The organism is Micromonospora lupini str. Lupac 08, from assembly GCF_000297395.2.
Lineage (GTDB): Bacteria > Actinomycetota > Actinomycetes > Mycobacteriales > Micromonosporaceae > Micromonospora > Micromonospora lupini.
This window is the reverse complement of the sequence record NZ_HF570108.1, coordinates 3198459-3212978: the sequence shown is the minus strand read 5'-3', so window position 1 is coordinate 3212978 and position 14520 is coordinate 3198459. Positions and strand designations below refer to the sequence as shown.

The 14520-nt window shown below is 73.3% G+C and carries 13 protein-coding genes; 6 read left to right on the top strand and 7 right to left on the bottom strand.

Features of this window, described 5'->3' with window-relative positions; all coding sequences use genetic code 11:
* The 4 genes from MILUP08_RS15770 to MILUP08_RS15755 all read left to right on the top strand — a co-directional run.
* The coding region (locus MILUP08_RS15770; RefSeq protein ID WP_144057139.1) for a Gmad2 immunoglobulin-like domain-containing protein at positions 1–741 on the top strand (741 nt) is incomplete at its 5' end.
* A gap of 157 nt (positions 742–898) precedes the next feature.
* Positions 899–1510, top strand: a complete 612-nt coding sequence (locus MILUP08_RS15765; RefSeq protein ID WP_039908122.1) for a TetR/AcrR family transcriptional regulator — start codon at positions 899–901, stop codon at positions 1508–1510.
* Positions 1511–1543: 33 nt separating this feature from the next.
* Positions 1544–3037, top strand: a complete 1494-nt coding sequence (locus tag MILUP08_RS15760; RefSeq protein ID WP_007459343.1) for an MFS transporter — start codon at positions 1544–1546, stop codon at positions 3035–3037.
* A gap of 103 nt (positions 3038–3140) precedes the next feature.
* Complete coding sequence (locus tag MILUP08_RS15755; RefSeq protein ID WP_007459341.1) at positions 3141–3932, top strand: maleylpyruvate isomerase family mycothiol-dependent enzyme; 792 nt, start codon at positions 3141–3143, stop codon at positions 3930–3932.
* Positions 3933–3978: 46 nt separating this feature from the next.
* On the opposite strand, the gene MILUP08_RS15750 is transcribed toward MILUP08_RS15755, so the two are convergent.
* The 3 genes from MILUP08_RS15750 to MILUP08_RS15740 all read right to left on the bottom strand — a co-directional run bounded on the left by MILUP08_RS15750 (position 3979) and on the right by MILUP08_RS15740 (position 7735).
* Positions 3979–5178, bottom strand: a complete 1200-nt coding sequence (locus tag MILUP08_RS15750) for an RtcB family protein (protein WP_007459339.1) — start codon at positions 5176–5178, stop codon at positions 3979–3981.
* A 755-nt stretch (positions 5179–5933) separates the two neighbouring features.
* Positions 5934–6395, bottom strand: coding sequence for a hypothetical protein (locus tag MILUP08_RS15745; RefSeq protein WP_007459338.1), 462 nt, complete (start codon positions 6393–6395; stop codon positions 5934–5936).
* A gap of 23 nt (positions 6396–6418) precedes the next feature.
* Positions 6419–7735: an RICIN domain-containing protein gene (locus tag MILUP08_RS15740; protein ID WP_237747083.1), complete on the bottom strand. Its 1317-nt coding sequence runs from the start codon at positions 7733–7735 to the stop codon at positions 6419–6421.
* A gap of 160 nt (positions 7736–7895) precedes the next feature.
* On the opposite strand from MILUP08_RS15740, the gene MILUP08_RS15735 reads away from it, so the two are divergent.
* On the top strand, positions 7896–9083 hold the full coding sequence (locus MILUP08_RS15735; RefSeq protein ID WP_007459336.1) for a spore photoproduct lyase family protein: 1188 nt from the start codon (positions 7896–7898) through the stop codon (positions 9081–9083).
* 16 nt (positions 9084–9099) lie between these two features.
* Here the strand turns inward: MILUP08_RS15735 and MILUP08_RS15730 are convergent, their stop codons facing one another.
* Both MILUP08_RS15730 and MILUP08_RS15725 read right to left on the bottom strand, forming a co-directional pair.
* On the bottom strand, positions 9100–9936 hold the full coding sequence (locus MILUP08_RS15730; protein WP_007459335.1) for a M15 family metallopeptidase: 837 nt from the start codon (positions 9934–9936) through the stop codon (positions 9100–9102).
* 99 nt (positions 9937–10035) lie between these two features.
* Entirely contained in the window at positions 10036–11055 is a 1020-nt protein-coding gene (locus MILUP08_RS15725; RefSeq protein WP_007459334.1) for an acetylxylan esterase, read from the bottom strand.
* A 271-nt stretch (positions 11056–11326) separates the two neighbouring features.
* Between MILUP08_RS15725 and MILUP08_RS15720 the strand changes: the two genes are divergently transcribed.
* Positions 11327–12349 (top strand): LacI family DNA-binding transcriptional regulator, encoded by a 1023-nt coding sequence (locus tag MILUP08_RS15720; protein ID WP_007459333.1) that lies wholly within the window; start codon positions 11327–11329, stop codon positions 12347–12349.
* A 201-nt stretch (positions 12350–12550) separates the two neighbouring features.
* Here the strand turns inward: MILUP08_RS15720 and MILUP08_RS15715 are convergent, their stop codons facing one another.
* Both MILUP08_RS15715 and MILUP08_RS15710 read right to left on the bottom strand, forming a co-directional pair.
* Positions 12551–13324, bottom strand: coding sequence for a peptidylprolyl isomerase (locus MILUP08_RS15715; protein WP_051065731.1), 774 nt, complete (start codon positions 13322–13324; stop codon positions 12551–12553).
* 92 nt (positions 13325–13416) lie between these two features.
* Positions 13417–14520, bottom strand: a 1104-nt coding sequence (locus MILUP08_RS15710) for a D-alanyl-D-alanine carboxypeptidase family protein (RefSeq protein WP_083915851.1), incomplete at its 5' end; no start/stop codon positions are given.

Below are 14520 nucleotides of genomic sequence, written 5' to 3'. Positions count from 1 at the left end.
CCACCGCCGCCGGTGGCGGCCACCCGCACCGCGCCGCGTCCGCCGACACCGACGGCCGCCGGCACGCGCCGGCCGGAGCCGGTGACGATCGAGCTGTGGTACGTACGCTCCGGCCTGCTCGCCCCCACCCGGCGTACCCGGCCGGCCACCGTCACCACGTCCCGGCTCGCGCTTACCGAACTGGCCGCCGGGCCCACGCCTGCCGAGGCTGCCACCGGCATGGTCACCCTGCTGCCGGCCGGTGTCGAGGTCACCCGGATCGCCGACGGCGTGGCGGCGCTCGGTCCCGTCCCGTCCGGCGACGACCCGGCGGAGCGTCGGCGGCTGCGCGAGGCGCAGGTGGTGTGGACGCTGACCCAGTTCCCCACCGTCCGGAAGGTCCGCTTCCCCGGCGGCGCACCGGTCGGCCGGGCCGACTATCCGAACCTGCTTCCGCCGATCGTGGTCACCGCTCCGAGCGTCGGCGACCGGGTGACCGCCCCACTCACCGTCACCGGCACCGCCGACGTGTTCGAGGCCACGGTGAGCATCCGGGTGCTGGACGCCTCCGGCCGGGAGGTGGCCGCCGGCTTCGGCGCCGCCAGCTGCGGCAGTGGCTGCCGGGGCGCCTACCGGCTGGTGGTCGGCTGGCGCACGGCCCGGGAGCAGCACGGCACGATCGAGGTGTACGAGGTGTCCGCGCGCGACGGCTCCCGGAGCAACACGGTGACGCTGCCGGTGATCCTCGCGCCGAGCGGCTGACCACGGGGTTCATCCGCGCGACGTCGGGCAGAAACGTAACCGTTTCGTCCACCGGGTGCGACGCACCTCATAAAAGCCTGCGGAAACGGTGAGCAGCGAACTAGGGTCGGTACGACATCGTTTCGCGGGGGGTCTTCAGGTGTTGGACGGTCAGCAGGTGAGCGCGGGCGTCGGGGTACCGGCCGCCCGGGCCGCGCGGTGCACCGCTGGCGACCTGTTCGCCGTGGTGATCGACCTGCTGCGCGAGGTCGGCTACGACCGGATGACCATCGACGCCGTCGCCGCCCAGGCCCACATCAGCAAGGCCACCATCTACCGGCGCTTCGACGGCAAGGCCGAACTGGTCGTCGCCGCCCTGCGCGACCGTCAGGTAGGCGTGCACAACCCGCCCGACACCGGCTCGTTGCGGGGCGACCTGATCGAGCTGCTGCGCGCCACCGCCGCCATCTGCGTCGCCGACTGCGACCTGATGCAGGCGCTGACCTTCGCCATGCGGACCAGCCCGGAGCTGGAACGCCTGGTGCGCCACCAGGTGCTGCCCGCCGGTCGGGTGGCCAGCACCGCGATCCTCGTCCGCGCCGCCGCCCGTGGGGAGATCCCTCCGGATGCCGGTGAACGGGAGTTGTTCCACGACCTGGCGCCCGCGCTCACCATGTCCCGCGTCGTCGCGCACGGGCTGCCCGCCGACGACGCGTTCCTCACCCAGGTCGTCGACCAGGTGCTGATTCCGGTGCTCCGCTACCAGCACGACCGCCCGTCCCAGGCCTGATCCATCGACATCCGCACCACGGAAGGCTTCACCATGTCCGGAACCACCTCGACTGCCCCCGGCGCACCCGGCGCCGGAACGTCGACAGGCGCGCCGCACCCGCGGCGCTGGATCGCGCTGGCGGTGATCGCGGTCTCACAGCTGATGGTCGTCCTGGACGCCACCATCGTGAACATCGCGCTCCCGCAGGCCCAGGCCGACCTGGGGATCACCGACGCGAACCGGCAGTGGGTGATCACCGCCTACACGCTGGCGTTCGGCGGTCTGCTCCTGCTCGGCGGCCGGATCGCCGACTACTGGGGTCGCAAGCGCACGTTCATCGTCGGCATGGTCGGCTTCGCGCTGGCGTCCGCGCTTGGCGGTCTGGCCACCAGCGGCGAGATGCTCTTCGCCGCCCGCGCGCTGCAGGGCGCCTTCGGCGCGCTGCTCGCCCCGGCCGCGTTGGCGCTGCTCACGGTGCTGTTCACCGAGGCCACCGAGCGGGCCAAGGCGTTCGCCGTGTACGGCGCGATCGCCGGCGGCGGGTCCGCGGTCGGGCTGCTGCTCGGCGGGGTGCTGACCGAGTACGCCGACTGGCGCTGGTGCCTGCTCGTCAACATCCCGGTCGCCGCCATCGCGATCGCCTTCGCGATCCCGCTGGTGCCGGAGAGCCGGGCACACGGCAACACCCGCTACGACGTGCCCGGCGCGGTCGTCGTCACCGCCGGCCTGGTCTCCCTGGTGTACGGCTTCACCAAGGCCGCCGAGGACGGTTGGGACGCCACCGCGACGCTCGGCTTCATCGCCGCCGGTGTGGTGCTGCTCGCCGCCTTCGTGGTGATCGAGCTGCGCTCCAACCACCCGCTGCTGCCGCTGCGGATCATCCTGGACCGCAACCGGGGCGGGGCGTACCTCGCCTCCACGCTGATCGGCGCGGGCCTGTTCGGGGCGTTCCTCTTCCTCACCTTCTACTTCCAGGTGGTGTTGCAGTACAAGCCGCTCGAGGCGGGGCTCGCGTCGCTGCCGGTCACCGCGGGCGTGCTGATCGCCGCGGGTGGCGCCAGCCAGCTCATGCCGAAGGTGGGCGCGAAGCCGCTGATGGTCGGCGGCGCCGTGCTCGCCGCCGTGGCCATGCTGACGCTCACCCAGATCGACGTGGACACGTCGTTCCTCACCCTCCTGCTGCCCGCCCAGGTCGTCCTCGGCATGGGCCTCGGCTTCACCTTCGTGCCGCTGTCCAGCCTCGCGCTGGTCGGGGTGCCGGAGCACGACGCCGGCGCGGCAAGCGCGACGCTGAACGCGACGCAGCAGATCGGTGGCTCGCTGGGCACCGCGCTGCTGAACACCTTCTACACCAGCGCGGTCGCCGCGTACCTGGTCGGTCGGGCGCCGAACCCGGTCACCCAGGTCGAGGCGCTCGTGCACGGCTACCGCGTGGCGTTCGCCTGGGGCGCGGCCCTGATCGTGCTCGCCGGGGTGGTCACCCTGGTCCTGGTGAAGGTGCGCAAGGAGGACATCCCCGCCGGCAACGCCGTGCACATGGGCTGAGCCGGGCGACACGGCCGGCCGGTCCACTCCCGAGCGGAGCGGGCCGGCCGCCGACCCGTCCGGTACCGTCCCGACCATCGTCGAAGATCCGTTGAGGAGACACATGTCCACGGCTGCCGACCCGATCATCCACGCGCTACGCTCCGGCCACGAGGAGCTTGCCGCGCTCGTGCGCGACCTCAAGGAAGACGACCTGCGCCGCCCCTCCGGGGCCAGCGAGTGGCAGGTCTCCCAGGTGCTCAGCCACCTCGGCAGCGGCGCGGAGATCGGCCTCGCGACGCTGACCGCGGCCCGCGAGGGCACGGCCGCGCCGGACGGCGACTTCAACCGCACCGTCTGGGCGCGCTGGGACGCCATGTCCCCCGAGGAGCACGCCGCCGGCTTCCTGGAGTCCAACAAGCGGCTCGTCGAGGCGTACGAGGCGCTGGACGACGACACCCGCTCGACGCTGCGGATCGACCTCGGCTTCCTGCCGGAGCCGGTCGACGTGGCCACCGCCGCCCGGTTCCGGCTCAGTGAGTTCGCCCTGCACCAGTGGGACGCCGAGGTGGCGTTCAACTCGTTCGCGGCGGTGACGCCGGAGGCGGTGCCGCTGCTGATCGAGCAGATCGGCGGCATGCTGGCCTGGACGAGCCGGCCGCAGGAGCTGGCCGGCCGACAGGCCACCCTGCTGGTACGGCTGCGGGACCCGGAGCGGACGTTCGGGCTGCGGCTGGGCGAGCAGATCGAACTGACCGACGCGCCGGAGCAGCCCGACGGCGAGCTGTCCCTGCCGGCCGAGACGTGGCTGCGGCTGCTGGTCGGCCGGCTGGGACCGCAGTACACGCCGGACGGCGTGCAGGTGACCGGTCCGCTGACCCTGGACGACCTGCGCCGGGTCTTCGTCGGCTTCTGACGGGTCGTACGCGCGGGCCGGTGCTCCCGGCCCGCGCGTACCCCCGTCAGCCCTTCACGCAGACGACCTGCTTGAGGTGCGCGACCACCTCGACCAGGTCCTCCTGCTGGGCCATCACCTCGGTGATGTCCTTGTACGCGCCGGGGATCTCGTCGACCACCCCGGCGTCCTTGCGGCACTCGACGCCGGCGGTCTGCGCGGCCAGGTCGTCGGTGCTGAACGTCCGCTTGGCCTGCGCCCGCGACATCCGCCGCCCGGCCCCGTGTGAGGCCGAGCAGTACGCGGCCGGGTTGCCCCGCCCCCGCACGATGTACGACCCGGTGCCCATCGACCCGGGGATGATGCCCAGGTCACCCCGCCCGGCCCGGATCGCGCCCTTGCGGGTGACAAGCACCTCGACCCCGTCGTAGCTCTCCTCGGACACGTAGTTGTGGTGACACGAGATCGGCTCGTCGTAGCCGACCTGCGGGAAGTGCTCGCGCACCACGCCGCACAGCAGCGCCAGCATGACCGCCCGGTTGCGCCGCGCGTACTCCTGCGCCCACCACAGGTCCCGCCGGTACGCGTCCATCTCCGGCGTCCCGGCCAGGAAGACCGCCAGGTCCCGGTCGGGCAGGTCGGTGTTGTGCGGCAGCTTGCGGGCCACCCCGATGTGGCGCTCGGCCAGCTCCTTGCCGATGTTGCGCGACCCGGAGTGCAGCATCAGCCACACCCGACCCTCGTCGGCGCCGCCCTGCTCCAGGCAGACCTCGATGAAGTGGTTGCCGCCGCCGAGCGTACCGAGCTGCCGCTGCGCCCGGGTCTCCAGCTGCGCCACCCGCCGGTCCAGGCTCGCGAACCGACTCCAGAAGTCGTCCCAGCCGGCCTGCTCCAGGCCACGGACCCGACGCGGGTTGACCGCCTCCTGCCGCTGGGCGAAGCCGACCGGGATGGTGGCCTCGATCGCCGAGCGCAGCCCGGCCAGGTCGTCCGGCAGGTCGGCGGCGATCAGCGACGTGCGCACCGCCGACATGCCGCAGCCGATGTCGACGCCGACCGCGGCCGGCGAGACGGCCTGCCGCATGGCGATCACCGAGCCGACCGTGGCGCCCTTGCCGAAGTGCACGTCCGGCATGACGGCGACGCCCTGCACCCAGGGCAGCGCGCCGATGTTGCGCAGCTGCTTCGCGGCCTGCGGCTCGATGGCGTACGGGTCGGCCCAGACCCGGACCGGTGCCCGGGTACCGGCCAGAGGGGTGAATCCCATCGTGGTCTCCTCGTGTCGTGCCGGCACCAGAGCTACCTGGTGACCGTAAATGATCGCGCGCCGGGCCGAGCCGGCGGCAAAGCTCGTCGGATACGAAAAGGGCCGCCGACCCCTGCGGGGGTGGGCGGCCGCGCTCGACGCACGTGACGTCAGCGAGGTCGCCGCCCCTGATACCGGTCCTGGTTACAGCCCTGGTTGCGGCTCTGCGCGACCCGGCCGAGACACCTGCACGACGCGCCGGACAGCAAGGCGGCACCGGCACCGGCACCTGGCACGCGCCAGGTGGCGTCGGTGGCTGTGCGTTGCGACATGGTGTGCTCCCCCCGGGTGTGCTCGGTCGGCCGTACTCCGCATCACGGTAGGCGAGGCAGGAGCTGTCCGCAAAGGATATTGCGTCAGTGCCCAGCGGGCCGTGATCGGGGAAGGCCGTGATCGGCCCGGCGGGCCGTGATCGGGCCGGCGGGCCGTGATCGGGCCGGCGGGCCGTCGTCGGGCCCGGGCCGTCACTCTCGCGTCCTGTAGAGCTGCCCCACAGATGGGGCGGCGCCCCTACCCTGGCCCGGCCGGAGGAGGTGCCGGCATCAACGCGTCAGCGGTGGTCGCGGCACGCGCCCACGGCGGCGGTGGTCGCGGCGCCGACCGTGCGCTCTCGTGCCTGCCCCGTTCGTGGGGCAGCTCTACAGGGCGCGTACCCGGGGGTGCGTCCCGGCCGGCGGCCGCGCCGCGCCGCGCCGCGCCGGACCGCACCGGGTGACTCAGGTGTCGTAGCAGCCGTCCCAGGGCGGGTCGAAGCCCAGATCGTCGGGGAGAAACTCGGCGTGGTCCGCGCCGTCGTACTCTGCGGACCAGTCGACCAGCCCGAAGACGTGCCCGTCGACCTCGACCTGGAACAGCCCGATGGCGATGTCACCGAACACCCGGCCGGGCAGCCCGTCGAGCCATTCGAGGAGGCGAGCCTCGGCACGGGTGCCCGAGGCCTCCTCGTCCTCGCTGGTGCCGGCGAACCAGATGTCCGAGTCGGTGTGCACGCCGTCGGCGTCGAAGCGGTGCAGCACCGCGTACCACCGCTTGTGTCGGTACCAGTCGTCTTCGGCTCCGGCACCGTCGTCGAGTGTCGCGGTGACGGAGCCGAAGAACTGGCCCTTGTCGTACCGGCCGATGTAGCGGGTGCGGTAGTCGGACTCGTAGGCGATGGGCACGCGATCGGGGATGGCCATGCGCGGACGCTACCGCCCGCGATCTACGCCTGCGGCACCAGCCGGAAGGACTGCGCCGCGGTGCCGTTGCAGGTGTACTGGACGAGCTGGACGCTGTCCGCCGTGGACGCTCCCGGCACGTCGAGGCACTTGCCGCTGTTGCGGTTGACCAGCCGGTAGTAGCCGCCGCCCTCAGACTCGGCCCGCCACTGCTGGTTGTTGCCGCCGCTGTAGGACCAGAGCTGGATGGACGCCGAGTCGGCGGTCGACCGGTCGGTCACGTCGAGCACCTGGGCGCTGTTGCCGCGGTTGTTGACCCGCAGGTAGCCGCCGCTGGTCGGCGCGAACTGGTACTGCTGGGCGGCGCTGCTGTTGCAGGCGTACTGCTGGACGGCGGTGCCGTTGGCGGTGCCGGCGGCGCGGGCGTCCACGCACTTGCCGCTGCCCCGGTTGACGACCGTGTGCCAGGCGGTGGGCGAGATCGGGCCGGCGGTGCCCGTCGGCGTGGGCGTCGGGGTGGGCGACGTGCCGACGCCGGCGAGCCAGTGCAGGCCGTCGATCAGCAGCTTGTTCTGCTGCGGGCTGTCGAAGGTCGAGGACAGGCCGGTGTTGGTGCTGTAGTTCATCGCGTTGTGCCCGAAGTTGGCGTAGAGCATCCTGTAGCGCTTGTTGCTCCACACCAGCGGGTAGTAGCCGCCGTACCACGACTGGTTGGGGTCCGTGCCGACCGGGAAGCTGGACGGGTCGACGGAGGCCAGGATGTCGATGTCCGGGTTCTGGCGCAGGTCGTTGCTCCAGGAGTACCACTCGCTGATCGACGACGCGAAGGTCGCCGGGAGCGCCTGGGTGGCCGGGTGCGTGCGGTTGTCGGTGCGCATCGTGACGCGGGTCGGCCCCCAGGTGTTGGTCTGGAAGGCGCCGGAGCCGAGGAAGGTGTTGTAGTACCAGCTCCAGCTCGACGGGTTGTCGGTCCAGGCGCTGACGTGGAAGCCCAGCCACGCCCCGCCGTTGCGCATGTACTGCTCGAACGCGGGCCGCTGCGCGGCGGGCGGCGCGTCGTCGAGGAACATGACGACCTTGTACTGGGCCAGGTTGGCCGTGTTCAGCAGACCCCAGTTGGTGGTGGCCTCCCAGGAGAAGCCGTACTGGGCGGCGGCCTGCGGGAACCAGGCGCGGGCGTCCCGGTCGAAGTCGATGTGCGCGGCGTCCCAGGTGCCGTTGTAGAAGGCCAGGACCTTGAACGTCGGCGCGGCCTGCGCGCTGCGCGCAAGGCCGAGGCCGAGGCCGGCGCTCACGGCGACGACGAGGGCGACGAACACCGACAGGATCCTTCGGGTACGGGAGGGGAGTTCTGCGATCACCTGATCGTCCCTTCGGTCGGGACGCGCGCCGCCGCGTCGACGTGAACTATCTGTTCACAAGGTTTACAGATAGACGAAAGGTTATGCGCTGCCGACCGGTGCGTCAATCGCGGGCCGGCCGATCGGGTGGGATTCCTGCGGCAGCGGGTACCCCCGCCCGGTGACCAGCCCGGACGCCGTCGACGTCGACCAGCCGCTCGCCGTGGACGTGCCCGCCGCCCCGCACGACGCCAGCGGCGAGCGGGTGCCGACCCGCGACCTCGCCGCCCTCGCCCCGGCGGCGAGACCGGCACGCCGCTGGACCCCGGGCCGGGTGGTGGCCACGCCGGCCGCCCTGGAACACCCCCACGGGCAGCGGATCGTCGACCGCGTGCAGGCGCTGGGCATCGAGGTGGAACGACTGCGGTCCAACCGGCTCGTCGGCGTACGCGGGCAGACCGACCGGGAGACGTACGCCCGCGCCAAGGCGACCATGGCGATCGTGGTGAGCCCGCCGTCGCGACGCGCCCTGCAACCCATCGCCCCCAGCGCCGACTGGCGCGTCGACCTCGCCGAGGGCTGCCCCGCGCACTGCCAGTACTGCTACCTCGCCGGTTCGCTCTCCGGCCCGCCGGTGACCCGGGTGTACGCGGACCTCGACGACATCCTGGCCGGCCTGGCCGCGTACGCCGGGCGCGGAACGGTGACCAGCCGCAACGCGCGCCGCGCCGACGAGGGCACCACCTTCGAGGCGTCCTGCTACACCGACCCGCTCGCGCTGGAGCACCTGACCGGCAGTTGGCGACGGGCGGTGCAGCACTTCGCCCGCTGGGACGCGCCCGTGCAGTTGCGCTGGACCACCAAGTACGCCGACGTGGGCACCTTCGTCGGGCTGCCGCACGCCGGCCGCACCCGGGTCCGGTTCAGCGTCAACTGCGCCCCGGTGAGTGAACGGTTCGAGGGCGGCACCGCGCGGGTGCCGGACCGGCTCGCCGCGCTGCGCCGGCTCGCGCTCGACGGCTACCCCGTCGGGCTGACCATCGCCCCGATCATGCCCCTGCCGGACTGGCGCGAACGCTACGGCGACCTGCTCGATCAGGTCCGCGCGGCGGTCGACGGGGTGCCGGAGGTGGACCTGACCGCCGAGCTGATCACGCACCGGTTCACGCCGGGCAGCAAGGAGGTGCTGCTCGGGTGGTACCCGCACACCCGGCTGGAGATGGACGAGGAGTCCCGCAGCCGCAAACACGGCAAGTTCGGCGCGGTGAAGTACGTCTACCCCCGCGACACGATGGCCGAGCTGCGCGGCTGGTTCACCGCCGAGCTGGCCGCCCGCGTACCGGCCTGCCGCATCCTCTACTGGACCTGACCGTCAGCTCGCATCGTCAGCCGAGTGAGGAGCGGGCCACCGGGGCGGCGAAGAAGGTGTCCGGGTACGGCTCCTCGCGGAGGCTGTAGTGCCACCACTCGCGGTCGTAGTTGACGAACCCGGCGTCGGTCATCAACCGCCGCAGCAGCTGCCGGTTCTCCCGGGCCGGGCCGGTGATGCTCGGGTCGTCGGTGTGCGCCCGGGCGTCGAAACAGTCGAACCCGGTGCCCATGTCGATGCTGTTGTCGGCGAACCGGCGCCCCGGCGGCGCGGTGCAGGGGACGAGACGCTGCCCGGGCACGTACGCGGGTTGGCTGGCGGCCGGCTCGTCGACGAGGGTCAGGTCCAGCGTGCTGCCCCGGCTGTGCGCGGTCGGCGCGCCGATGTAGCCGTCGGCGAAGAGCCGGTCCTTGGCCACGTCCGGATAGAACTCGGCCCGGGTCTGCTGCTCGCCGGGGCGCTTGGACCAGGCGACGAAGTCGTCCACCGCCGGCTGCGGGCGGTAGCAGTCGTACACCTTGAGGCTGTGGCCGCCGGCCAGCGCGGCGTCCTGGACCCGGCGCAACGCCTCGGCGGTCTGCCGGGTGAGCAGGCACAGCGGCTCGCGGTAGCCGACGATCGGCCGGCCCACGAAGTTGTGCGCCGTGGCGTAGCGGATGTCGGCGTGGATGCGCGCGTCGGCGTCGGTAAGCACCACGAAGCCCGGCAACCCGCCGGTCGCCGACGGGGTCGCCGACGACGGTGGAGGGGTCGCCGAAATGGAGACCGGGGCCGGGGCCGAGGCGGGAACCGGGGCCGCCGGGCGCGGTTGCGGATGGGAGCAGCCGCCGAGCACCGCGACGAGCGCGAGCACGACGCCGCCACCAACCCGCCCTGACCTGCACACCCGTCCTGTCTATCAGCAGCGGTCGGGGCCGCGCGCCGGATCAGTCGCCGGCCGCCGCGAGCCCGTTCAACCGCCGGCCGCCAGCGGAGCCGGATCCGCCACGGTCGGCACCGCGTCGCGGGTGTCGACCAGGTGCGCGCCGAGGAAGCGCAGGGCCGCCTCGTCGTCGTCGATCCCGCCGGCCTCGTGGCCGTTGTACCGCCACACCGACAGCTCTGTCGCCCCGGCGTGGGCGTTGTGCGCGGCGTAGACCCCCGACGGCGGCACGATGTCGTCCATCAACGCCACCGAGTAGCGCGCCGGCCGACGGCACCGTCGGGCGAAGTTGACGCCGTCGACGTACGACAGGGTGGTCAGCACCCGCTCCTCGGCGTCCCGGTGGATCGCCAGGTAGTCGCGGATCTCCCGGTACGGGTGGGCGTCGGTGGTCACCACGGCGCGCGGGATGTCACAGAGGAACGGCACGAGGGCGACCACGGCCCGCACACCGCGTGCCAGCGCGCCGGCCGCGAGAGCGAGGGCGCCACCCTGGCTGTGCCCGAGCACCGCCACCCGGGTCGGATCGACCATCGGCAGGGTCCGGGCCGCGTCCACCGCCCGGACCGCGTCGGTGATCAACCGTCGGTAGTAGTAGGTGCGCGGATCGGCGATGCCCCGCGTCGCCACACCGGGCGCCTCCGGGCCGGCGGCGACCGGGTCGGCGGTGACGCCCCGACTCCAGCCCGAGCCCTGTCCCCGGGTGTCCATCTGCAGGTGGACGAACCCGGCCGACGCCCAGAGCAGGTTCTCCAAGGCGTGCCCGCGCCCGCCCCCGTAGCCCACGTACTGCACGACTGTCGGCAGCGCCGTGCCGGCCCCGTGCGGCACCCGCAGCCAGGCCCGTACGGGCTGACCGGCGAAGCCGGGGAACGTCACGTCGTACACGTCGATGGCGGTCAGACCTGTCACCACGGGCTCGAGCCGGACCGGCCAGTTGGCGTCGCGGGCCTGCGCCAGGGTGCCGGCCCAGAACTCGTCGAAGTCGGCGGGGTCCCGCACCACGCCGCGGTACTCGCGCAGCTGCGCCTCGGGCAGGTCCGTGTGCATGGCGCCCCTCGTCTGTCGCGTGGCACTGAACAGGGTGCGTCCACGGCGTGGCCGACGCCGACAGCCGGGCGGCGGAGACGGGACGTACGCCGATACGCATCCGACAAATTACCGGAACATTTCCGCAACTCAGCCGAACGCTAGAACCGACCTGGCGTGTCGTCAACCCCCGTCCGTGAGGCAAGATGGCGCGAGGGGCGGGCGTGCCGTTCCGGGACACTGGATGGACGACGCTCGTGGTCGTCCCTCCGGAGCGGTGAAGGAGACGCGGGTGGACGCGGACGACGGACGCAGGGTGACCATCACCGCGATCGCACGGGAGGCCGGGGTCTCGGTGCCGACCGTGTCACGGGTGCTCAACGGCCGGTCCGATGTGGCCCCCGGCACCCGGGAACGCGTCGAGGAGCTGCTGCGCCACCACGGCTACCGGCGCCGCAGCAGCCGCAGCGTCCGCCGCGCGGGCCTCGTCGACCTGGTCTTCAACGACCTGGACAGCCCCTGGGCAGTGGAGATCATCCGGGGCGTGGAGGACGTCGGGCACGGCGCCGGGGTGGGCACCGTGGTCTCCGCGATCCACCGGCAGCCCACTGCGGCCCGGCAGTGGTTGCAGAACCTGCGCACCCGCGCCACCGACGGCGTCATCTTCGTGACGTCGCACCTGAGCCCGCCGCTGCACGCGCAACTGCGCCGACTCAACGTGCCGGTGGTGGTCGTCGACCCGGCCGGCGTGCCGGCGATGGACGTACCGACGATCGGCGCCACCAACTGGGCCGGCGGGCTCGCCGCGACCGAGCACCTCTTGGCGGTCGGGCACCGGCGGATCGGGTTCGTGGCCGGGCCGACGCACCTGCTGTGCAGCCGGGCCCGCCTCGACGGCTACCGCGCCGGACTGGAGGCCGCCGGCGTGCCGGTGGACGACGCGCTGATCTACCCGGGCGACTTCTACCACGCCTCCGGCTTCGCCGGCGGCACGACGCTGCTCGACCTGCCCGACCCGCCGACCGGCATCTTCGCGGCCAGCGACCAGATGGCGTTCGGCGTCTACGAGGCCATCCGCCGCCGCGGCCTGCGGGTCCCCGACGACGTCAGCGTGGTCGGTTTCGACGACCTGCCGGAAGCCCGCTGGGCGTCACCGCCGCTGACGACCGTCCGGCAGCCCCTGGTCGAGATGGGCCGGCTGGCGGTGCGGACGGTGCTGCGACTGGCCCAGGGCGAGGGCATCGACTCGCCCCGGGTGGAGCTGGCCACCGAGTTGGTCGTCCGGGACAGCACCGCCGTCCCGCCGACCGGCTGACCCCTTCCGTTCCGACGGCCCGAACCGGGTCGGATTCCGGTTCCACCTGTTCCGGTCCAACTACGAAAATTCCGGCCCGCCGGCCCGCCAGCCCGCCTGCCGGGCCCGCCGGTCGCCGGTCCGGCATGCGGTCCCGGTGACGGACGTGGACGCCTCGCGGCGCGGTGGGCGACCCGGGGGCCGCCCACCGCGCCGAGCGGCTCAGTGGTGGTGGTGTGCGCGGACGGCACGCCGGATGGTCACCGGCTGCGCGGGCGCGCCGTCGACGGGCGCCGGGTCCTCGGCCGTCGGTGCGATCCCCTGGGCGGCGATCCGGTCCAGGGTGGCGAGCCCGGCGGCGTCGACGGTGCCGAAGATCGTGTAGTTGGGGCGCAGCGCCGAGTCGGCGTACACCAGGAAGAACTGGCTGCCGTTGGTGTCCGGCCCGGCGTTGGCCATCGCCAGCACACCCCGGGCGTAGAGCCGGCGTACACCGGTCGGGTCGGTGGGGGCCGGCGGCAGGTCGGTCGGCAGCTCGTCGCGGTACCGGTAGCCGGGGCCACCCTCGCCGGTGCCGGACGGGTCGCCGCACTGCAACACGCTCAACGTCGGGTACGCGGTGAGCCGGTGGCACGGGGTGCGGTCGTAGAAGCGCTTGCCGACCAGGTGCAGGAAGCTCTGGACCGTGCACGGCGCGGCGGCCCGGTCCAGCGTCAACCCGATCGGCCCCTGGTTGGTGGAGAGGGTCACTCGGACGCTGCCCCGGTCCGGGGTGCGGCGCGGGTCGGGCGGCAGCGGCACCGGCCGGGCGGCCGGCTCGTCGGGCGTCTCGGTGTACGCGCACGGGCCGTGGGTGGTACGCGGCGGTCGGGCATCGGCGGCGGCGCTCACCGCGTGGTCGGCCGGGACGGGCGCGGCCACCGCGGCGGCCGACGCGCCGACGACGAGCGTTGCGGCGAACGCCGTCACGCCCGCGAGGCGGGTCAGCGCGCGCATCGACCGGCGGGGTGCCGCCGCGCCGGTAGGCGTTTCGAGTTCACTCGACACAGGGATCCTCCTGGGCTCGTGCTGGCCAGAAAGACCGGAGTCTATGGATGTCGAGGGCCGTTGTCGATCGGACCGGGCAACCGGCGGCGACGGTGCCACAGCAACCCGCCCAGCAGCGCCAGCACGCCCGCGCCACTCAGCGCGACCACCGACCACAGCCATCCGGAGCCGGTGCCCGCCGGGCCACTGGCCGCCGCCGGGCGGGGCGGACCGGGCGCGGCCAGCGCGGACGGCGCGGCCGACGGCGTGGCGGTCAGCTCGCCCGGCTCGACGAGGCGGCCGACGCCGGCGTCGCGCGGCAGCGAGAACCCCCAGTCCAGCAGGGCCGCCCCCTGTTCCCAGCCGCGCATCGGCGCCGGTTCGGCGCCCAGCAGCGTCACCACCAGCCGACGTCCGTTCCGTTCCGCCGCGCCGACGTAGGTGTGCCGCGCCAGGTCGGTGAAGCCCGTCTTGCCACCCAACGCGCCCGGGTACCGGTAGATGAGCTGGTTCTCGTTCTGGATCTGGAAGCCCTTGGTGCGCTGCGCCGGCTGGGCCGGGATCGTCGCCTGATCGGTGAGCGCGTACCGCCGGAACGTCGGCTGGGCGAAGCAGGCCCGGGCGATCAACGCCAGGTCGTACGCGCTGGTGAACTGGCCCCTGCCGTCGAGGCCGGACGGGGTGACCGCGTGCGTCTGGAGCGCGCCGAGGTGGTGTGCCTGCTCGTTCATGGCGCGGACTCCCCCGGCCGCTCCGTCGGGCCCGCCGCCCAGTCGGGCCAGCGCGTTCGCCGCCTCGTTGCCGGAGTTGAGCAGCAGCCCCAGCCAGATCGTCTCGATCGTGTACCGGCCGCCCTCGACCAGGCCGACGGCCGAGGAGCCGGGCTCGATGTTCATGTCCGCCGCGGTCACGGTCACCGTCTGGGCGGGGTCGAGCCGGGGCATCATCGTGGCCGCCAGCAGCAGCTTCTGGACGCTGGCCGGGGTGCCGTACTCGTGCGGGCCGCAGCCCCCGAGCACCTGGCCGGAGTCCAGGTCCGCGACCAGCCACGAGGTGGCGGTGATCGCCGGTGGCGCGCCCGCGCCGGCCGGCACGACCAGGCCGCTGGTGGCCAGCCCGGCCCCGCCGACCACCCGTGCCTGCGGCACGGCGGGCGGGGGCGACGG

Bases quoted from the DNA above. Each gene is read 5' to 3' on its own strand.
- MILUP08_RS15760 (WP_007459343.1), top strand. From the start codon at position 1,544: ATGTCCGGAACCACCTCGACTGCCCCCGGCGCACCCGGCGCCGGAACG.
- MILUP08_RS15745 (WP_007459338.1), bottom strand. From the start codon at position 6,395: ATGGCCATCCCCGATCGCGTGCCCATCGCCTACGAGTCCGACTACCGC.
- MILUP08_RS15715 (WP_051065731.1), bottom strand. From the start codon at position 13,324: ATGCGCGCGCTGACCCGCCTCGCGGGCGTGACGGCGTTCGCCGCAACG.
- MILUP08_RS15750 (WP_007459339.1), bottom strand. From the start codon at position 5,178: ATGGGATTCACCCCTCTGGCCGGTACCCGGGCACCGGTCCGGGTCTGG.
- MILUP08_RS15725 (WP_007459334.1), bottom strand. From the start codon at position 11,055: ATGCACACGGACCTGCCCGAGGCGCAGCTGCGCGAGTACCGCGGCGTG.
- MILUP08_RS15755 (WP_007459341.1), top strand. From the start codon at position 3,141: ATGTCCACGGCTGCCGACCCGATCATCCACGCGCTACGCTCCGGCCAC.